The organism is Kitasatospora sp. NPDC004289, from assembly GCF_053602875.1.
This window is the reverse complement of record NZ_JBSGEL010000003.1, coordinates 1-18,850: the sequence shown is the minus strand read 5'-3', so window position 1 is coordinate 18,850 and position 18,850 is coordinate 1. Positions and strand designations below refer to the sequence as shown.

The 18,850-nt window shown below is 73.9% G+C and carries 17 protein-coding genes; 5 read left to right on the top strand and 12 right to left on the bottom strand.

The annotated features are described in order from the left end of the window. The first annotated feature begins 167 nt into the window (after positions 1-167). Complete coding sequence (locus tag ACWEPF_RS02660; RefSeq protein ID WP_452171096.1) at positions 168-2,171, top strand: acyltransferase family protein; 2,004 nt, start codon at positions 168-170, stop codon at positions 2,169-2,171. Between the two features lie 121 nt (positions 2,172-2,292). After that, positions 2,293-4,665, top strand: a complete 2,373-nt coding sequence (locus ACWEPF_RS02655; RefSeq protein ID WP_452171095.1) for a lamin tail domain-containing protein — start codon at positions 2,293-2,295, stop codon at positions 4,663-4,665. Positions 4,666-4,671: 6 nt separating this feature from the next. Here ACWEPF_RS02655 and ACWEPF_RS02650 read toward each other — a convergent pair whose 3' ends face one another. From ACWEPF_RS02650 to ACWEPF_RS02620, 7 genes are read right to left on the bottom strand one after another with little or no spacing between them, the layout of a single operon-like run. Continuing rightward, complete coding sequence (locus ACWEPF_RS02650) at positions 4,672-5,940, bottom strand: amidohydrolase (RefSeq protein ID WP_452171094.1); 1,269 nt, start codon at positions 5,938-5,940, stop codon at positions 4,672-4,674. Continuing rightward, positions 5,937-7,010 (bottom strand): LLM class flavin-dependent oxidoreductase, encoded by a 1,074-nt coding sequence (locus ACWEPF_RS02645; protein ID WP_452171093.1) that lies wholly within the window; start codon positions 7,008-7,010, stop codon positions 5,937-5,939. The genes ACWEPF_RS02650 and ACWEPF_RS02645 overlap by 4 nt, the downstream gene beginning before the upstream one ends. Then, positions 7,010-7,870, bottom strand: a complete 861-nt coding sequence (locus tag ACWEPF_RS02640; RefSeq protein ID WP_452171092.1) for an ABC transporter substrate-binding protein — start codon at positions 7,868-7,870, stop codon at positions 7,010-7,012. The genes ACWEPF_RS02645 and ACWEPF_RS02640 overlap by 1 nt, the downstream gene beginning before the upstream one ends. Then, positions 7,871-8,620, bottom strand: a complete 750-nt coding sequence (locus tag ACWEPF_RS02635) for an ABC transporter ATP-binding protein (protein WP_452171091.1) — start codon at positions 8,618-8,620, stop codon at positions 7,871-7,873. It lies immediately after the preceding gene. After that, positions 8,617-9,432, bottom strand: coding sequence for an ABC transporter permease (locus ACWEPF_RS02630; protein ID WP_452171090.1), 816 nt, complete (start codon positions 9,430-9,432; stop codon positions 8,617-8,619). The genes ACWEPF_RS02635 and ACWEPF_RS02630 overlap by 4 nt, the downstream gene beginning before the upstream one ends. After that, positions 9,429-10,451: an NrtA/SsuA/CpmA family ABC transporter substrate-binding protein gene (locus tag ACWEPF_RS02625; protein WP_452171089.1), complete on the bottom strand. Its 1,023-nt coding sequence runs from the start codon at positions 10,449-10,451 to the stop codon at positions 9,429-9,431. Before ACWEPF_RS02625 ends, ACWEPF_RS02630 begins: the two co-directional genes overlap by 4 nt. A 12-nt stretch (positions 10,452-10,463) precedes the next feature. Next, a complete protein-coding gene (locus ACWEPF_RS02620) occupies positions 10,464-11,498 on the bottom strand; it encodes an ABC transporter substrate-binding protein (RefSeq protein WP_452171088.1) in 1,035 nt (344 codons plus the stop codon). Positions 11,499-11,817: 319 nt separating this feature from the next. On the opposite strand from ACWEPF_RS02620, the gene ACWEPF_RS02615 reads away from it, so the two are divergent. Further along, positions 11,818-12,600, top strand: a complete 783-nt coding sequence (locus ACWEPF_RS02615) for an IclR family transcriptional regulator (RefSeq protein WP_345279958.1) — start codon at positions 11,818-11,820, stop codon at positions 12,598-12,600. 130 nt (positions 12,601-12,730) lie between these two features. After that, positions 12,731-13,171 (top strand): hypothetical protein, encoded by a 441-nt coding sequence (locus ACWEPF_RS02610; protein WP_452171087.1) that lies wholly within the window; start codon positions 12,731-12,733, stop codon positions 13,169-13,171. On the opposite strand, the gene ACWEPF_RS02605 is transcribed toward ACWEPF_RS02610, so the two are convergent. Then, positions 13,152-13,526, bottom strand: coding sequence for a hypothetical protein (locus tag ACWEPF_RS02605; protein WP_452171086.1), 375 nt, complete (start codon positions 13,524-13,526; stop codon positions 13,152-13,154). The two genes, ACWEPF_RS02610 and ACWEPF_RS02605, sit on opposite strands and share 20 nt — an antisense overlap. A 32-nt stretch (positions 13,527-13,558) precedes the next feature. Then, a complete protein-coding gene (locus ACWEPF_RS02600; protein WP_452171085.1) occupies positions 13,559-14,107 on the bottom strand; it encodes a hypothetical protein in 549 nt (182 codons plus the stop codon). Between the two features lie 150 nt (positions 14,108-14,257). Between ACWEPF_RS02600 and ACWEPF_RS02595 the strand changes: the two genes are divergently transcribed. Then, complete coding sequence (locus ACWEPF_RS02595) at positions 14,258-14,488, top strand: hypothetical protein (protein ID WP_452171084.1); 231 nt, start codon at positions 14,258-14,260, stop codon at positions 14,486-14,488. Positions 14,489-14,518: 30 nt separating this feature from the next. On the opposite strand, the gene ACWEPF_RS02590 is transcribed toward ACWEPF_RS02595, so the two are convergent. From ACWEPF_RS02590 to ACWEPF_RS02580, 3 genes are all read right to left on the bottom strand, one after another. Next, the gene (locus ACWEPF_RS02590; protein WP_452171083.1) at positions 14,519-17,530 is read right to left on the bottom strand and encodes a hypothetical protein; all 3,012 of its coding nucleotides are present in this window, start codon (positions 17,528-17,530) and stop codon (positions 14,519-14,521) included. Between the two features lie 170 nt (positions 17,531-17,700). Then, the gene (locus ACWEPF_RS02585) at positions 17,701-18,033 is read right to left on the bottom strand and encodes a hypothetical protein (RefSeq protein ID WP_452171082.1); all 333 of its coding nucleotides are present in this window, start codon (positions 18,031-18,033) and stop codon (positions 17,701-17,703) included. Positions 18,034-18,123: 90 nt separating this feature from the next. Beyond that, positions 18,124-18,850: LysR substrate-binding domain-containing protein (locus ACWEPF_RS02580; protein WP_452171081.1), on the bottom strand; the 727-nt coding region annotated here is incomplete at its 5' end.

The window sequence follows — 18,850 nt, the reverse complement described above, 5'->3', positions numbered from 1 at the left end:
CCGGCCCTCAGCACCGACACGCCCCCAGCACCGACACACCCTCGGTACCACCACACCCTCAGCACCTCCGTGCGCGTCGCCCCACCGGCGCGGGAACGGCCGCCGGGAGGCCCACCCCCATGGGCCCGGCGGTAACACCCACCGCAGCCGTCGCAAGGAGCACCACCGTGTCCGACCTGATCACCCTGACCCGGCCGACCAGAACGGCCCCCGCACCGCCCGCACCGCGCAGCGGCGCCGCACCCTTCCGCCCCGACATCGAGGGCCTGCGCGGCGTCGCCGTGCTGACGGTGCTCGCCTTCCACGCCGGAGTCCCCGCCCTGAGCGGCGGTTACGTGGGCGTGGACGTCTTCTTCGTCCTCTCCGGCTTCCTCATCACCGGCCTGCTGGCCGGCCCCCGCCCGCTCGCCCTGCGGGACTTCCTGGCCCGCCGTGCCCGCCGCATCCTGCCCGCCGCCGCCGTGGTGCTGACCGCCACCGCGCTGGGCGGCTGGCTGCTGCTGGACCCGTTGCGCGGCGCCGACCTGGCCCGTGACCTGCTGGCTGCCGCCGGGCAGTTCGCCAACTGGCGGTTCGCCGGGCAGCAGACCGACTACCTGACCGCCACCCGGGACCCGAGCCCGGTGCTGCACTTCTGGTCGCTCGGCGTGGAGAACCAGTTCTACCTGCTCTGGGGCGGCCTGGTCCTGCTGCTGGCCAAGGGCCGCCGCCCGGCCGTCTGGGTCGTCACGCTGCTGGTCGGCACGCTGTCGTTGCTGCTCTGCCTGCGCTGGACCGCCGACGCCGCGCCACTCGGCTACTTCTCCACCGCCACCCGGCTCTGGGAGTTCGCGATCGGCGGGGCCGCCGCCCTGCTCTACCGGCGCCGCCTGTTCGGCTCCACCCTGCTCGGCTGGCTCGGCCTGGCCGCGGTGCTGACGGCCGCCCTGCTCTACGACCGCGCCACCCCCTTCCCCGGCAGCGCGGCCCTGCTGCCGGCCCTCGGCACCGCCGCCCTGCTGCTGAGCGGCCCGGGCACCGGCCGCTGGTACCAGGCCGGCGGGCTGCTGGCCAGCCCGCCGCTGCGGGCCGCCGGCCGCCTGTCGTACGCCTGGTACCTCTGGCACTGGCCGGTCCTGACGCTCGCCCAGGCCCGGTACGGCGCCCTGCCGTTGGCCGTCACGGTCGCCCTCGCGCTCGGCTCCGCGCTGCCCGCCTGGCTGACCCTGCGCTACGTCGAGAGGCCGCTGCGGCGCGGCCGCTCCAACGCCCCGCGCAAGGGCCTTTCGGTCGGCGCGGTGGCCCTCACCGTCCCGCTGATCGCCGGGCTCACCCTGGGCGGCGGGGCCGTGCGCGCCCTCGGCGACCCGGACGCCGTGGTGGTGATCCCGGCCGGTGCGCCGAGCGGCCCGCTGCTGCTCGCGCCCGGCGTCCAACTCACCGGTCTGACCCCGACCTTGGCCCGGGCCCGGACCGACCACCCGCCGGCCGGCGACTGCCAGATCGCCCTGACGGCCGATCAGAGCCCGCCCTGCCTGTTCGGCGACACCCGCTCCCCGGACCGGGTGGTGCTGCTCGGCGACTCGCACGCCGGGCAGTGGATGGCCGGGCTGCTCTCGGTGGTGCGCCAACGCGGCTGGGCGCTGGAGGTGTTGGTCAAGCCCGGCTGCCCGCTGCCCACCATGACGGTGCGGGACGAGGTGCTCGGCCGCGAGTACACCGAGTGCGACCGCTGGCGGGAGAACACCCTCACCCGGCTGGCCACCGGCCCGAAGCCCCGCCTGGTGGTGGTCGCCGGCCTGAACCGCTTCGGCGGCGCCGAACAGCGCTCGGCCGGCTGGGCCACCACCCTGGAGCGGCTGAAGGCCGTCGGGGCGCCGGTCGCCTACCTGGCCGACACCCCGATGCCCGGCAAGGACGTCCCGGTCTGCCTGGCCTCCGGCGAGGCCTGCACCTTCTCGCGCGAAGAGGCCCTGCTGCCCGAGCCGTTGCTCACCGACGGCCTGGCCACCAAGTACGGGGTCACCGTGCTGGACTACCGCGCCCTGCTCTGCCCGGGCGAAGGGGAGTGCCCGCCGGCCCGTGAGGGGGTGCTGCTCTACCGGGACACCGGCCACATCACCTCGACCCTGGCGGCGACGCTGGCGCCGCGGATCGACCTGGACCTGCGGACGGCCGGGCTGCTGCCGTGAGGTGAGCACGCCGGCTGTTCGTCCGGCGTACGCCTGGGCGTCGGTGTCAGCGGGGGAAGACGGGGGAGGAGTGCTGACCGTACCGTCCCCGTCCCTCGTCGGCTCCTCAGGAGGACACCCGATGTCGCGTCGTATCCGGTCGCTCCGGCGGCCACGCACGGTGGCGGCGGCCAGTGCCGCCACCGTGCTGGGCGCCCTGCTCGCCCTGCCCGGCCAGACCGCCCAAGCGGTCTCCCCGGACGTCGTGATCAGCCAGGTGTACGGCGGTGGCGGCAACGCCGGCGCCCCGTACACCCATGACTTCATCGAGCTCTACAACCGGGGGTCCGCTACCGTCTCGCTGGCCGGCTGGACCGTCCAGTACGCCTCGTCCACCGGATCGTCCTGGTCCACCACGGCCCTCTCCGGCACCATCGCACCCGGCCGCTACCACCTGGTCCGCGAGGCCGCCGGCAGCGGTGCGGGCGCCGCGCTGCCCACCCCCGACAGCACCGGCACCATCGCGATGAGCGCGACCACCGGCAAGGTCGCCCTGGTCACCAACGCCACCGCGCTGACCTGCTCCACCGGCTGTGCCACCAAGCCGGGCGTACGGGACTTCGTCGGCTACGGCAGCGGCGCCAGCTCGGCGGAGGGGTCGCCGACCGGCACCCTCTCCAACACCACCGCCGCCGTGCGGTCCGGTGGCGGCGCCACCGACACCGACGCCAACTCGGCTGACTTCGCCGTGACTTCGCCCAACCCGCGGAACTCCTCCTACAACGGCGGCGGAGGCGGCTCGGCCCGGATCCGCGACGTGCAGGGCGCCGCGCACCGCTCGCCGAAGACCGGCCAGTCCGTCAGCGGTCTGCCGGGGGTCGTCACGGCGGTGTCCGCGACCGGCTTCTGGTTCCAGGACCCGAACCCGGACGCCGATCCGGCGACCAGTGAGGCGGTGTTCGTCTACACCGCCTCGGCGCCCACCGTGGCCGTCGCCGACTCGGTCACGGTCGGCGGCACCGTCGCCGAGTACCGGCCCGGCGGCACCGGTGGCACCAACAACCTGACCACGACGGAGCTCACCTCGCCCACCGTCGCCCTGGTCGCCCACGGCGCAGCGCTGCCCGCTCCGGTGGTGGTCGGCACGGGTGGCCGGGTGCCGCCCGCCGCGGTGATCGACGACGACGCCAACGGCGATGTGGAGACCGGCGGTTCGTTCCAGCCCACGACCGACGGCATCGACTTCTGGGAGTCCCTGGAGGGCATGCGGCTCCAGCTGAACGACGCCGCCGTGGTCGGCCCGCGCAGCTCCGTCGGCGAGATACCCGTCGTCCCGGCGGGCAGCGCCACCCGGACGGCGCGTGGCGGGATCGTGATCCAGGCGGGCGACTTCAATCCCGAACGCGTGCTGCTGGACGACGCGTTGGCGCCCACCCCGGCCGCCGACACCGGCGACACGCTGGCCGGGGCCACCGTCGGGGTGCTCGACTACTCCTTCGGCAACTTCAAGCTGCTGGTCACCGCCACGCCGGTGGTGAGCCCCGGTGGCCTGGTCAGGGAGACCACCCCCGCCCCGGCGGCCGGCACCCTCAACGTGGCCACCTTCAACGTGGAGAACCTCGACCCGAGCGACCCGCAGAGCACGTTCGACGGCCTGGCCGGCGCCGTGATAGGCAACCTGCGCGCCCCCGATCTGCTGGCCCTGGAGGAGATCCAGGACAACAACGGCGCCACCGACAACGGCGTGACCGCCGCCGACCAGACCATCACCAAGCTCACCGCCGCCATCTCGGCGGCGGGCGGACCGAGTTACTCCTACCGCCAGATCAACCCGCAGAACGACCAGGACGGCGGCGAGCCCGGCGGCAACATCCGCCAGGTGTTCCTCTACCGCACCGACCGCGGTCTGAGCTTCACCGACCGTCCCGGCGCCGGAGCCACCACCGCCACCGCGGTGGTCAACAACTCCGGTACGCCCGCGCTGAGTTACTCCCCGGGCCGGATCGATCCCGGCAACTCCGCCTTCGCGTCCAGCCGCAAGCCGCTGGCCGGGGAGTTCAGCTGGCACGGCAGGCCGGTCTTCGTGATCGCCAACCACTTCAACTCCAAGGGCGGTGACCAGCCCCTGTTCGGCCGCTACCAGCCGCCGAGCCGCTCCTCGGAGACCCAGCGCACCGCCCAGGCTGGCGTGGTGAAGGCCTTCACCGACCAGCTGCTGGCGGTCGACCCGGCCGCCTCGGTGGTGGTGCTCGGCGACCTGAACGACTTCGAGTTCTCGCAGACCGCCGACATCCTGACGGCGGGCGGCGCGCTGGCCGACCTGCCGCGCACCCTGCCGGCGCCCGAGCGCTACACCTACGTGTACGAGGGCAACTCCCAGGTGCTGGACCACATCCTGGTCTCCGGCGCGCTGGCGGCCACCCCGTACGCGTACGACATCGTCCACCTGAACAGCGAGTTCGGCAGCCAGCTGAGCGACCACGACCCGCAGGTGGTCAGCCTCCCGCTGCCGTAGCCCCGCTCAGCCGGTGAACCGCCCCTCGCGGGCGACGACCTGCCCGCCCTTGACCACCAGGTCACGGGCGGGCAGGTCCACCACCACCTGGGGCAGGCACTCGCCCTCGACCAGGAAGAAGTCGGCCGGGGAGCCGGGGGCGAGGGTGGCGGCCGGGAGGCCGAGCAGCTCGGCGCCGCCGGTGGCCGCGAGATCGAAGCACTCGGTCAGGTCCCGGTCGGTGCGGGCGTCGGTGGTCCAGCCGAGCAGGTGGGCGCGGTGCAGCATGTCGGCGTTGCCGAACGGGCTCCAGGAGTCCCGCACGCCGTCCGAGCCGAGACCCACCCGGACGCCCGCGGCCTGCAGCCGGCGGAACGGAAGCACCTGGTGGGCGGAGGGCGCCACCGTGGTCAGCCCGACGCCCGCGCCGCTCAGCAGCCCGGCCAGCTCCTCCAGCGCACGGCCCGTCAGCTCCGGCACGCAGAACGCGTGGCTGACCACCACCCGGCCCTGCAGCCCCGCCGCCACGGTGCGGGCGGCGATCTCGCGCAGCGGCGCCAGGCCGCGCTCGCCGCGGTCGTGCAGGTGGACGTCGACGGGGAGGCCGTGGCGCTCGGCGAGCGCGAAGACCTGGTCCAGCTGGGCGGGGCCCTCGCCGCCGTCGACCCCGTCGAACCCCGCCGGGTCGAGGCCGCCGATCGCGTCGACCAGCCCGCTCGCCGCCGCCTCCGCCAGCAGCGCCCCCGCACCGGGTTCGCGGCGCACCCCGTGCTGCGGGAAGGCCACGATCTGCACGTCGAGGGCGGCGCGCAGCCGCTCGCGCGCCTCGGCCAGACCGGTCACCGCCTCCAGCCCGTAGGCCGGGGCCACGTCCACGTGGGCGCGGACGGCGCGGGTGCCGCGGGCCACCGCGTTGGCCAGCAGGCGGGTGGCGCGGTCGGCGAGGGAGGTGCGCTGCCAGTCGTGCAGCTCCACGTCCCCCTTCACGTACTCGGGCAGCCCGGCGGCCGGCCGGCGGCTGTACCAGGGCTCGCCCCAGGCGGTCTTGTCCGGGTGGATGTGCGCGTCCACCAGCCCCGGCAGCGCGATCCGCCCGCCGCCCTCGACGTACTCCACCGCCGCGCCGGCCGGCACCGCTGCCGCGAACACCCCGTCGACGGCCACCAGGTCGACGGGCCCGCCCTCGCCGAACGGGCGGACGTCGCGGAACACGGTGGCGGTGGCGGTCGACGCGGGCATGGAGCCTCCTGCTCGGGCGGGCGGACGGGCAGACGGTGGGTCGTGCCCGATCCTCATTCTCGCAGGGCGGGCAGCACGGTCTCCGCGACCCGGTACGCCTCCTCCAGCAGCGGGTTGCCGGACAGGATGAAGGTGTCGACGCCGAGGGACCGGTACTCCTGGAGGCGCTCGATCACCTGCCGGGTGCTGCCCACGACGGCGGTGCCCGGGCCGGGGCGGAACAGGCTCATGCCGGGCCAGAGGTTGGGGTGGGTCTCCAACTCGCGGGCGTGGCGCGGGACCCGTCCGCCGTGCTGGCGGAACTGGCGCTGCCAGCCGACGCCGTCCTCGGCGCCGTTGCCGAGCATCCGGGTGTAGGTGGCCTGGCTGGTGACGTCGAGCAGGTGGTCGGCCGCGGCCCAGGCCTGTTCCTCGGTGTCCCGGACGATCAGGTGCAGCCGCAGGCCGAGCCGCAGGGTGCGGCCGTGGGCGGCGGCCCGCGCGCGGACCGCGTCGAGCTTCTGCCGCAGCTGCTCCAGGGGTTCGCCCCAGGTGAGGTAGACGTCGACGTGCTCGGCGGCCATCTCGATGCCGGCCGCCGAGGAGCCGCCGAACCAGAGCGGGGTGGGCCGGCCGCCCTGGACGGGGGCGAGTTCGCGCAGGGAGCTGCCCGCGCCCGGCAGGTCGTAGAACCTGCCCTTGTGGTCGAAGACCTCACCGGCCGTCAGGCGCTTCACGATCGACCAGTACTCGGCGCTCAGCAGGTAGCGCTCGTCGTGCTCCAGGTGCAGTCCGGACTGGCGGAGCTGCTCGGTGGAGCCGTTCACCACGTTGAAGCGGAGCCGGTCGGGGCCGAACAGCTGACTGAAGCTCAGTGCCATCTTGGCCAGCAGGGTCGGCGAGATCAGCCCGGGGTGCACGGCCAGCAGCGGCTTGAAGCCCGGGCGGGTGACGGCGGCCAGCGCACTGGCCAGCGGCCAGACGTCGTAGAGGTCGGTGGCGAACAGCGCGCCGTCGTAGCCCAGGCGGTCGGCGGCGACGCCGAGCTGCTGGAGGTAGGCCAGGTCGACGGAGCGGCGGCCCTCGGGTTCCCAGGGGAAGGCGCCTTCGCGCGGGATGACGTACCAGAGGATTTCGGGGGCGGGCATCAGCGGGCTCCGAGGACGGCGTCGGCGACGGTGATCGGGGTGGGCAGGAAGCCGGCGGCGGTCAGGAGGTCGGCGGCCTCCTGCTGCTCGGCCAGGAAGGCGGCGGAGACCGGCTCCAGGGTCCAGGGCAGGACGGCGAGCGCCTCGCGCCAGTCGGCCGCACTGCCGCCCTGGTCGGCGGCGGCGATCGCGGCAGCCTCGTCCAGGTGGCCCGCGGCCCAGGCGTCGGCTTCGGCGAGGGCGGCCACGATGGCCGAGACCAGCTCCGGGCGGGCGGCCGCGAAGTCCCGGCGGGTGAAGAAGACGGACCGGTCGGTGATCACGTCCCCGGCCTCGGCGAGGGTGCGGACCGTACCGGCCCGCCGGGCGGCGGCCAGCTCCGCGCCCTGGGCCACCCAGGCGTCGATCCGGCCGGCCAGCAGGTCCTCGTACGAGCCCGCGTCGGACCGCCGCGCGGTGATGTCGGTACCGTAGCCCAGCCCTGCGGCGGCCAGGGCCTTGGCGGTGAAGTGGGTCTGCCAGGAGCCGATGGCCAACGCCACGGTCCGCCCGCCGAGTTCGGTGACGGTGCGGACCGGACTGTCGGCCGCGACCAGCAGTGCGCCGTGGCCGGGCCGGGGTGCGGAGACGGCGGCGTACACCAGGTCGTGCCCGGCGGCCTGGGCGGAGAGCGGCGGGGTGGAGCCGGTGCCACCGAAGTCGATGGTGCCGTCGGCCAGTGCGGCGGCGGTGTCGAGGCCGCCGACCTGGTGCCAGGCCACCGTCTCGCCGAGCGGGGCGAGGGCGGCCTCCAGCAGGCCGAGGCGGGACAGGTGGTAGAGGGACGGGTTCGCGTTGTGCACGCCGATGTTGACGGTCATTCAGTGCGCTCCAGAGGCAGACGGGGTGACGACGGGAGTGTGCACGCCGAGGTCGGCGAGCAGGCGGCGGCGGAGGTCGGCGAAGGCCGGGTCGGCGGGGTCGCGCGGGTGGTCGAACGGGATCCGCTCGTCGGTGACGAGCCTGCCGTCGCGCAGCACGGCCACCCGGTCGGCCAGCCGGACGGCCTCCTCGACGTCGTGGGTGACCAGCAGCACGGCCGGGCGGTGGGCCCGGCAGAGTTCGCCGACCAGGTCCTGCATCCGCAGCCGGGTCAGCGCGTCCAGGGCGGCGAACGGTTCGTCGAGCAGCAGCAGTTCGGGCTCCCGAACCAGGGCCCGGGCCAGCGCGACCCGCTGGGCCTCGCCGCCGGAGAGCGTTGCGGGCCAGGCCTCGGCGTGACGCTCCAGCCCGACCTCGGTCAGCGCGCGCAGGGCGGTCTCCCGGCCGGCCGCGCCGCGGGGCAGGCCGACCAGGACGTTGGCCAGCACCTTCTTGGAGGGCACCAGCCGGGGCTCCTGGAAGACGATGGTGCGGGCCTCGGGCACCAGCACCGTGCCGGCGTCGTGGCGGTCCAGCGCGCCGAGGATCCGCAGCAGCGTGGTCTTGCCGGTGCCGCTGGCGCCGAGCAGCGCCAGGAACTCGCCGCGGGCCAGGTCCAGGTCCAGGCCGTCCAGCACGCTCCGGTCGCCGAAGGTCCGGCGCAGGCCGCGCAGGTGGACGGCGGTGCCGTCGGGAACGGTCGTGGTCATCGCTGTGCTCCTTGGGTGCGCCACGGCATGAGCAGGCGCTCCAGCAGGCGGACGAGCCCGTCCGCGATCAGCCCGATCAGGGCGTAGACCAGGATGCAGACGGTCAGGATGTCGGTGCGCGAGTACTCCTGTGCGGTGGACATCAAGTAGCCGATCCCGGCAGTGGAGTTGATCTCCTCGGCGGCGATCAGCGCGATCACGCTGAGCGTCATGGAGAGCCGCAGGCCGGAGAGCAGCGCGGGCAGCGCGCCCGGCAGCACCACCTCGCGGACCAGGGCGGCCCGGCCCATCCCGAAGCTGCGCATCGCCTCGATCAGCTTGCGGTCGGTGTTGCGCACCCCGCCCGAGGCGGAGACGTACATCGGGAAGCTGGTGGCGACCGCGATCAGCACCACCCGGGCGGTCTCGCCGATGCCGAACCAGACCATGAACAGCGGGACCAGCGAGAGGAACGGGATCGTGCGCAGCAACTGGACGGTGGAGTCGACGAGTTCCTCGCCGATCCGGGAGAAGCCGGTCAGCACGCCGAGCGCGAGGCCGGTGCTCGCGCCGATCAGCAGACCGGTGCCGGCCCGGCCCAGGGACACGGTGAGCGCGTCGGTCAGCTGACCGGAGGACCAGAGCTCGCCCAGTGCCTGGAGCACGGCGCCGGGAGAGGCCAGCAGGTCGTCGGTGAGCAGACCGGTGGCCGAGGCGGCGTACCAGGCGAGCAGGACCACCAGGGGGCCGAGGGCGCGCAGGGCGAGGGCGGTGCCGGGCCGGCGTGGGCGGGCGGTGCGGGGGCGGGGGGTGACCAGGTGACCGGCGCTCATCCGGCGCTCCCGGGAAGGGTGGTGACGTCGATCAGGTAGGGCTTCACGTCGAAGAAACCCTTGATGATCTGCTGGTCGGCGAAGAACTGCGCCACCGTGTGGAAGCGGTTCAGATCGGCCTCGGTGATCGGCTCGGCGACGCCCCGGGCCTTGTCGAACGGGATCTGGATCTCCCGCTGGGCGGCACTGACCGCCTCCGGCCCGGAGCTGGTCTTCACGTTCAGGTAGGCGGCCGGGTCGGCCTGCAGCTTGAGGCCGGACGCGTGCAGGTACTCGTACAGCGCCTTGACCACGGCGGGGTGGGCGTCGGCGAACTTGGTGCGCACCGTCCAGACCGCGTAGTTCTCCGAGCCGACCTGGCCGCCGTTGACCAGGAAGCGGGCGTTGCGGTCGGCGAGTTGCGGGACGGAGTAGGTGCCCCAGGTGGACCAGGCGTGCACCTGGCCGGAGTTGAAGACCGGGGCGGCCTGGTTGGGCTGGAGGTACACCCGCTCGACCTGGTCGGCCGGGATGTCGTTCTGCTTCAGCGCCTTCAGCAGCAGGTACTCGCTGGTGCCGCCGTGCCAGACCGCGACCTTCTTGCCGACCAGGTCCTTCACGGTGCTGATGCCGGAGTCGTTCTTGACCAGGATGCCCTCGCCGAGCGCGTCGGGGGCGACGGCGGCGAACAGCTTGAAGCCCGGAGAGGCGGCCAGTGCGGCGGTGGCGGAGGTGATCGAGCCCTGGGCGAAGTCCAGCGCACCGGCGTCGAGTTGCTGAGCGGCGGGGGCGAAGGCCCCGGCGGTGCCGGTCCAGACGACCTTGGCGTTCACCTTGGCCAGCGCCGCGTCCAGCGAGCCGTCCTTCTTGGCCAGCGCGAGCAGACCGGAGTTGCCGTCCTCGGGGATCCGGACCTCGATCGGGGCGGCCTTGTCGCCGGTCGCACCACCGCTGGTGGAGCTGCAGGCGGCCAGGCCGAGCAGGGCGGCGGTGAGGAGCGCGGTGGACGGGAGCCAGCGGGAGTTCATGAAGGTTCGCATTCTGGTAGCGGGTCAGTTGCCGTGGCGGGGGAGGGAAGAGCGGTGGGGAAGGGAAGGGCGGGGGAGGGAGGAGCGGCGGGAGTCGAGCAGGGCGCGGGCCCGCGCCAGCGGGGCCGGGTCGACCCAGCTCCGGACGTCCACCGGGGCGGGCAGGAAGCCTTGGGCGGAGAGGAAGCGCTCCTGCTGCGCCAGCAGGTCCAACCGCTCGTCGGACAGGTCGATCTGCAGTGAGTGGCCGATCTCGGGGCGGTAGGCGCCGGCCACTCCGGAGGCCCCCGCGCCGGTCTCGGCGCTCAGGATACGGGCCAGCTCGGCCGGCCGGTCACGGGCCCACTCGGCGGACTCGATCAGGACGGCGAGGAAGCGGGCGACCAGGTCCGGGCGCTGCTCCAGAAGGCGTTGGTGCACGGTGATCGGGCGCGGGGTGCCGTTGTTGACCCGGTGCCGGCGGTCCGGCAGGGCGTCCAGGTCGATCGCCACCACGGCCCCGAAGCGCTCAGCCGCCTCGACCGCCAGCGCACCCTTCACGTAGACGGCGTCCACCCGGCCCTCCCGCAGGGCGGCCAGTTCGCCCTCCCACTGGCCGACCGGGGAGCCCGGAACCTCGGTCAACTCGGCGTCGGCCAGGGTGAGTCCGGCCGAGGCCAGCGCACCGGCGAAGCCGGCCAGCGCCATCGCCCGCCAGAAGTCGATCCCGACGGGGTGCACGGGGACGGCCAGCCGCAGCCCGCGCAGCGCGGCCGGCCCGCTGAGGTCGCGGCCGGCCCGGACCAGCACCGACTGCCGCTCCTCGATCCAGGTCAGCCCGATCAGCCTGGTCTGCTCGCCGCCCGAACGGGCCCACAGGGCGGGCACGTTGCCGCCCTCGCGGAACAGCCCGTCCAGGGCGTGGGTGAAGTGGTGGTCGGCGGCCTCGGCGGCGGAGGCCTCCTGCAGCGACCGGACGGTGATGCCGTCCGGGGCGAACTCCTCGGCCAGTCGGCCTCGGTCGGCGGCGATGCCGGTGGCGGTCGGCACCGGGCAGCGGGTGAACCAGAGTCGGTCCATGGACGGAACTCCCAGAGTGTGGTGACGCGTTGGCGCACGGGGTTCTCACCACGCGGCAAGGCGGAGGGGCGGAGCGGTCGCGGGAGGGTCAGCGACAACAGCGGGAGAGGGCCGGGCGCAGCGGTCGAGCGATGGTCATCGTGCTGCTCCTTTCCGGTCCCGGCGGCCTGGTGACTGGAGGTTGGCACGGAGCGGGCGGCCGGGGCAAGGCTGCCACATGGTGGGAACCCATCTGTTGGCAGAGTCGTCAGGGGGTGCAACTCGCGTTCACACTGCGGCAATGGTTGCCAGATGGTGGCAGCGTTCGCATGCTGGGGACATGACGACGACGGACGCCCCCGCCGGGGCCCAGGCAGTCACCCGCGCGCTGGGACTGCTGCACTGCTTCCGGGACAACACGGGCGAACTCAGCGCCTCCGACCTGGCCCGGCAGATGGAGCTCTCCGTCTCCACCGCGCACCGGCTGGCCCGCACCCTGGTCGCGGCCGGGTTCCTGGAGCAGAGCGACCGCACCTCCCGCTACCGGCTCGGCCCGGCCGTCGCCGAGCTCGGCCAGCTCTCCCTGCACCAACGCGGACTGCACCGCGCCACACCGGAGTTGGCGGCCCTCTCGACCGCCACCGGCGCCGCGGCCGACCTGGCGATCCGGAGCGGCGACCACGCGGTGATCCTGGTCGGCGCCTCCATCCAGCCCAGCACCGGCCTCGGGCTGCGGCGTCCGCTGCACTCCACCGCGCTCGGCAAGGTCCTGCTGGCCTGGGCGGGCCCGGGCGAGGACGACCTCACCGCACTCCCGCCGCTGACCGCGCAGACCGACCGCACCATCGTCGACCGGGCCGCGCTGGCCGCCGAACTCGACCTGGTCCGGTCGGTCGGCTACGCCGTGAACGACGGTGAATCCGCCTACGGCGTCCGGACCTTGGGCGTCCCGGTGCTGGACTCGACGGGCCGGGCGCGGTTCGCCCTGGCGCTGCGGTCCACGCCGGACGTGCTCACCGATGCCCGGCTGCCCTCCTTCCTGGCGCGGGTGCGGGCCTGCGCGGAGGCGCTGGAGGTCCTGCTGCTGCCGCCGGACCGGCGCAGGGTGCGCGTCTTCGACTGACGGAGCCGCTGCGGTCCGCTCGGGTGTCAACGCGGCATGAACACCTCGTGACGGCGGCGGACCTGGCGCCGGCGCCACCAGGTGTCGTCCGGGGTGCGGCGGAGCGGTGCGGTGTGGTTCGGTGACGGTCATGTTCAGCATCACCGTGTCACAGGAGCTCACCCCCGCCGAGGTGCGTGCCGTGTTCGAGGCGGCGGTCCTGCCGGGGCTGCGGATCGTGGTCGAGCCGGACGACGGCGGACCGCCGGACCTCTCGGGAGACGCCTGGGTGGGGCTGGTGGCCAACGAGGACCCCGCGTGGCCGCTCTCCCTGGACGTGCTGGCCGGGGACGACTGCGGGCTTGGCCCCCACCCCGACCTGCGGATCGCGTCACGCCTGGCGGAGCGGCACGGCGTGGACGTGCTGTGCGGCACCGACACCGCCTTCGTCGACGTCGACCCCCAGGACACCTACTACCGCCTGGCGTTGGTCGGCGGCCACTGGTACCTGGCCAGCACGGCCGGCCCCCGGCTGGAGCTCCGTGCCCCGGTGCCGGTCCTCGACGGTGGCTCTACGGGTCCTTGCGGGTGATCCTCCGGCCGGCGTCGGTCTCGACCAGGGTCAGGGCACCGATCCAGTCGCCGTCGTCCGGGTACTCCCAGCTCGCCTCGTCCTGCAGGACCGTCACCAGGTGGTCGCGCGGCACCGGATCGCCCACCGCGTTCCCCATCTGGCCGGTGGGCGAGACCCACGGCACGATCCGTCGGACCTCGACCCATCCGCGGTCGACGAGGGCGAGCAGGACCGCGGCGACCTCGCCGACCGGTCGGTCTTGGTCGGCCTCGTCGAAATCGCCCCTGGCTCCCGGGAGGATGTCGATCTCGAAGGCATTGATCATGAACGCCTTCTCGATCCCGGGCAGGTCGTCCCACGGGTTCTCGCTCATGCGGTGATCATCGCAGATGTCGAGGACGGAGGTCAGCCGCCGTAGAGGGCGCGGCAGATGCGGGCCTGTTCCGAGCCGGGGGGCCACTGGCCGAGCTGTTCGGCCTGGGAGCAGATGCCTAGGGCGGCGAGGAGGGGTGGGCTGGGGGACGGTTTGGCGGAGGCGGGGGGCTTGGGGGAGGCGGAGGGCTTGGGCGAGCGGGGCTGACGGGGTTTCGGGGGTGGGGTGGAGCGGGTGGAGGAGGGGCTCGGGGAGGGGGACGGGAGAGGGGTGAGGGCGGGGAGCGGTGGTGGGGGTGGCATCGGGATCAGGGTGGGGGAGGTGACCGGGCTCGGTTCGGGGGAGTTGAGGACGGCGGCGGTGGGGGCCTGGTCGGAGGAGCAGGCCCCCGGGAGGAGGGCCAGCAGGCCGACGACGCCGACCGCGCCGGCGGCCCAGGCGGCGCGGCGGCGGTTCCGGTGCGCCGGAGGGGGCGGGGGTACGGGGAAGGGGGTGACCGGGGGTTGCCACGGGTGGGTGGGCGGGGGTGGGGGCTGGCGCTCCCACTCGTACTGCCACGGGGCCTGCCACTGCTCGTTCACCGCTGCACCTCCACCGCTGCGCCTCCCCTGACGGTCCGCCAGATGGCGGCAACCGTGGTGCTCAACGACGGAGCGGGCCGGGCGGTGCGCTCCGCCGTACGGCGGTGGCCGGGGATGCGGAGCGGGTGGGCGCGGACGATGGTGGGTGGTATGAGCGCACACGAGACCCCCACCGTCCTCGTCGAGGTGGCCGAGTTCCGCACCGACAGCCGCTACCGCCTGGTGCACTTCCGGGGGACGGGCTGGGAGCCGCTCGCCCCGGAGGAGTTCGAGCCGAGGGCGCTCCAGCTCTTCCCCGAGCTCGACCCGCACGACCCGATCCGGGTGCACTGGGCCGACCGCCCGTGGGAGTGGCCCACCTGGCACCCCGGCGAGGCCTGAGGCGACGGAGGCGGGCCCCCGGGCTCCCGCTCAGGTCCGCCGGCGGTCCGGCCGGATGCCGAGGTCGCGGGCGAAGAGGACGTAGGGCACCGAGACGAGTGCCTCCAGCCCGAGGTCGCCACCCCGGACCTCGCTGTCCAGCTGCCGGGCGGAACCGACCAGGTCCACCCGCTGGTCGTTCACCAGCCAGTGCAGGATCAGGGTGAACACATCTCCCAGGAACTGCATGTGAACCGGCATGAGATCCCGGTCCCCGGACAGGAGGATCGGTCCCAGTCCCTGCAGGCCCTTCTGGGTGGCGTCGAAGGTGCCGGTCTCGATGGCCTTCTTGAGCGAGTCGACCACCAACGGCAGCACGTCCGCCCACAGTCGCTGCTCGGCCCCGGCACAGAGCCGGCTGCCCCAGCCGGCCACGGCCCACAGGGCGTCGGAGTCCTCCAGCCGGGCGGCGCAGTCGGCGATCGCGCGCAGCACCGGCGTGGCCATCACCCACGCGTTGAGGTCGACGAGCAGTCCCGCCGCCAACCCGTAGTGGGGGAGGGCCTCGGCCTCGCTGCCGCGCATGCGGAGGACCTCGGCGGTGAGCCACTGGAAGTGTGCGGCGTCCATCGGGGATTCGAGGGCGTACGCGCGGGCCAGTCCGGTGGCGGCGTACCCGGAGGCGGTGTCGAGGTCTCCCTTGCCCAGGTACGAGACGCAGAGCCCGCCCGTGGCGGTCAGCTCCTGGCGGTCGTCGTGGTCGGCGAGGGCCTGCTCCAGTGCGGCGCCGGCCGCGGCGATCGCCTGGTCGAGGCGGCCGGCCGCCTGGTGCAGGTGCGCCTCGTCGAGCAGGGCGTCGACCTGCCGCTTGCGGCTGCCCAGCTCCTGCGCGCGGACCCGGCCACTCTCGACGTGGCGCGCCGCCTCGTCGTGCCGGTCGAGCAGGCCGCTCAGACGGCCGAGCAGGCCCGTGCTCTCCAGCAGGCCGTGCTGGTCGTCCTGTCGGAGGTAGAGGTCGTACGCCTCCCGGGCCGGTGGGAGCGCCTCCTCGAACTGGCCGTGCCGCATGCGCAGTTTCGCGATCCGGAGCAGGAGATCCGGACGGGGCCGGGACTCCCCGCCGAACTCCATGCAGCGGCGGAAGTCGGCCACCGCGGCCTCGACGGCGTCGCGCCGGTCGTGCCACTGCCCCGCCAGTTCGAAGCGGGTGGCCCACCGCCGGTCGGCGCTCTCCTGCGGAAGGTCCAGCCGTTCGAGGAGGCTGTCGATCCGGCCGAGGAGCCCGTGCACGGCCTGCTCGTCGGTCGCCGTGTACCGAACCGTCAGGGCGAGTTCGTCCATCAGGACGTCCAGGTGATCGGGCGTCACGCCGTGCGGGGTCCGCTCGACCGACTCGCGCAGTGCGGTGATCTCCCGGAGCAGCAGCCGGACGGCGGGGTGCTTCCGCCGCAGGGCGGCCTGTGCGAGGGTGGCGCAGGCGGCGAGTGCGGCTTCGGCGGTGTCGACGGGCCGGGCCCGTCGCGGGTGCAGCCGTCCGTTCGCGGTTCCCACGTAGAGGTAGGAGCGGTCGATCCCCGAGGTCAGCTCCGTGCTGACGATGGCCTCGCAGACCCGCTTCCCCGCGGCCGCGATGCGCGGCAGGACGGCGCGGCCGAAGTCGGCGGCCTGCGCCGACGGGACGCTCCACAGCGAGCCGACGTAGCCGCGGGCACCGACCCGGACGAATTCCCGGCCGACACCCGTCCAGGACTGGCAGGAGTTGTTGAACACCACGGGCCGGTGACGGAGTTTCAGCGCCTGCGGGATGAGCCAGTTCTCCAGGGTCAGGTCCTCGCCCAGGACGATCGCGTCATCGGTGCCGTGCGTGTTGAAGAACAGCAGCTCGACCGGCAGGTCCGTGGGCAGGGTCTGCACGGCGTCGAGCATGAGGTCATCCGGCCCCGACACCTGGATGGGACGGTTGATGCTGCGGCTGGCCTCCATCACGTCGCGCGTCTCCGAGGCCTTGAAGAACCCGGGGTCGAAGACGAGGCTGAAGGTGGCCGGGGCGCGGTCGAGGCCTTCGCTGTACAGCTCGTTGAGGATGATGAGGAGGGGGTCCGCCGCGACGTGCCCGATCGGTTTGCGGGCCCAGTCGGCGTTCTCGTTCCGGACGAAGGAGTACGGCAGGCCCGTGGTGAATGCGGTGAGCCGACGCGGACCGACTGCGCTGACCGCGGCCGGCGGGACCTGGGCGGTCACTGCCCGCTCCAGCTCCCGGTAGGGGTTCAGGGCACCGAAGCCCGGCCACCTCCCCAGCTTCCGGCCGAGGGCTGACCGCTCGTCATCCTCGCTCCCCCGCCGCCCGCGTGCCGTGATCCGGCGCTGTCGCTCCTCGATCGCACTCCGGACGTCGGTGAGATCGGGCTGCGGGGTGACCACCAGGCGCGCGCCGCGGTGGTGGGCGTACACCGCGCCGAGCAGGGCGTTCACATCGGCGGTGTTCTCGACCAGGGTCGCCTCGTCGGAGTCCGGATTGCACTGCTGGAACAGTTCGTCGAGCGGGGCCACCGGGTGGTCGACCATCCGCAGGACGGCGCCGGTGCGCAGCGCGGTGAACAGCGCGACGACGGAGCCGGCCGGGTCGTCGGCCGGAACCTCGATCACCCGCTCCGGCGTGGTGCCCGGCCCGCGCAGCAACTGCCATGCGGCGTCGGTGAGTTCCTCCGGGCTTTCGCAGCGCAGCTGGAGCCGGACCGGGACGGCGGAGAACATCCCGTCGTCGGGGCGCTCCTCGCTCTCCCCGGTGTACGCGGACCACAGGCGGGCCGCCTGTGCGACGAAGACGGGATGCCGGGTCGTGTGGAGCTCCTCCGGGCTGAACTCGGCGAGCAGGACGGCGCGTTCGAAGCCCATCTGCCGGAGCAGCTCGCCCACCATCTCGTTGTGCTTCGCCCAGGAGAGGTACTCGCCCATCGCCCGGCTGAGTTCCAGGTCCGCCAGGAGGTCCTGGCGGGTGCGCCGCCCTCCGCGCCGGCTGCGTTCGAGCTGCTCGTGCAGCTCGGCGAACCGGTCCTCGCCCATGGGCGGTGCCTCCATCGCCACGACGGGCGTGAGCCGGTCCGAAGGAAGGCAGGAGACCACCACCGCCGCCTCCCGGATCTGGTCGGGCCGGCACACCACGACCGTGTCACCGACTTCGAAGGCGCCCGGGCGGTGCCGTTCCCCGGACGGGACGCCGAGATCCACCGGGCCTACAGCCCGTACACGTAGGAGTCGACGGCCGAGTGCTGCGTCGGGGCCGCCGATGCCGGCGGCCAGGAGCGCAGCTGGGGGCGGGTGCGCTCGCGTCCCTTGCGCACGATGGAGTTGATCAGGACGGGGGTCGACACGCCGATGTACAGCGCACCCCAGTAGGTGGTGGCCGGCATCGCCACGGCCAGCAGGCCGCCGAGCGCCGCGAACGCGGCGGAGGCCACCAGGTAGAACCACGACCACTGGAAGCGCTCGGGGTCGTTGCGGATCTCGTAGAGTCTGACGATCTCCGGAGCCAGGGCCCCGGCCATGCCCAGCAGGAATATGGCCACCGTGCGCATCCCCTTCTTCGCGGTCCGAGCGGCGGTTGCTCATGGTACCCACGGGGGTCCGACAACTCGGGCCGTTCCCACAGAACTTGGTCACGCCCGGTAGGCGGTGGCCGCGATCCGGAGCAGGGAGCGGAGCAGCGGGTTCGGGTCGTCCTCGTTCCAGGCGGCCACCACCGGGCTGGGCTCGACCTCGGGGAGCGGGACGGCCGTCAGGCCGGGCGGCAGGGCGTGGCCGAGCGGGGTCAGGCCGACCGTGCCGTTCCAGAGCACGGCCTGGCGGCACTCCTGCACGGCCCGGACCACCGGGCCGGACCGGGGTTCGCCGCCGCTCCAGTAGGCGGCCCACTGGGCGTCGGTGCCCTCGGGAAAGCGGAACCAGCGGCGTCCGGCCAGCTCGGCCAGGGTGAGGTGGTCGCGGTGGGCGAGGGGGTCGTCGCTGCGGAGCACCGCGCCGACCGGGTCGGTGCGCAGCTGATGGACGGTCAGGCCGGTGGTGTCGAAGGGGCCGCGGGTGAGGGCGAGGTCGACCCGGCCGGTGCGCAGGCCGCAGGTGGGGTCGGTGAGGTCGGCCTCGCGGATACGGATCTCGACGGCCGGGTGCCGTGCGCGGAAGGTGTCGGCGAGGCGGACGGCGCCCGGGTCGGTGCCGTCGCCGAGGAGTCCGACCGTGACCACGGCGGGGCCGGCCGCCGCGGCGACCCGGGTGCGGGCGAGCTCCGCCCGGTCCAGCACCTCGCGCGCCTCGGTCAGGAGGACCGCGCCCGCCGGTGTCGGGCTGACGCCCCGTGGGGAACGGTCCAGCAGGACGGCGCCGAGC

Coding starts and splice junctions, on each gene's coding strand:
- ACWEPF_RS02590 (WP_452171083.1), bottom strand. CDS start 17,530: ATGGGCGAGGACCGGTTCGCCGAGCTGCACGAGCAGCTCGAACGCAGC.
- ACWEPF_RS02625 (WP_452171089.1), bottom strand. CDS start 10,451: ATGCGAACCTTCATGAACTCCCGCTGGCTCCCGTCCACCGCGCTCCTC.
- ACWEPF_RS02595 (WP_452171084.1), top strand. CDS start 14,258: ATGAGCGCACACGAGACCCCCACCGTCCTCGTCGAGGTGGCCGAGTTC.
- ACWEPF_RS02610 (WP_452171087.1), top strand. CDS start 12,731: ATGTTCAGCATCACCGTGTCACAGGAGCTCACCCCCGCCGAGGTGCGT.
- ACWEPF_RS02645 (WP_452171093.1), bottom strand. CDS start 7,010: ATGCCCGCCCCCGAAATCCTCTGGTACGTCATCCCGCGCGAAGGCGCC.
- ACWEPF_RS02655 (WP_452171095.1), top strand. CDS start 2,293: ATGTCGCGTCGTATCCGGTCGCTCCGGCGGCCACGCACGGTGGCGGCG.
- ACWEPF_RS02650 (WP_452171094.1), bottom strand. CDS start 5,940: ATGAGGATCGGGCACGACCCACCGTCTGCCCGTCCGCCCGCCCGAGCA.
- ACWEPF_RS02605 (WP_452171086.1), bottom strand. CDS start 13,526: ATGAGCGAGAACCCGTGGGACGACCTGCCCGGGATCGAGAAGGCGTTC.
- ACWEPF_RS02630 (WP_452171090.1), bottom strand. CDS start 9,432: ATGAGCGCCGGTCACCTGGTCACCCCCCGCCCCCGCACCGCCCGCCCA.
- ACWEPF_RS02640 (WP_452171092.1), bottom strand. CDS start 7,870: ATGACCGTCAACATCGGCGTGCACAACGCGAACCCGTCCCTCTACCAC.
- ACWEPF_RS02635 (WP_452171091.1), bottom strand. CDS start 8,620: ATGACCACGACCGTTCCCGACGGCACCGCCGTCCACCTGCGCGGCCTG.
- ACWEPF_RS02615 (WP_345279958.1), top strand. CDS start 11,818: ATGACGACGACGGACGCCCCCGCCGGGGCCCAGGCAGTCACCCGCGCG.
- ACWEPF_RS02620 (WP_452171088.1), bottom strand. CDS start 11,498: ATGGACCGACTCTGGTTCACCCGCTGCCCGGTGCCGACCGCCACCGGC.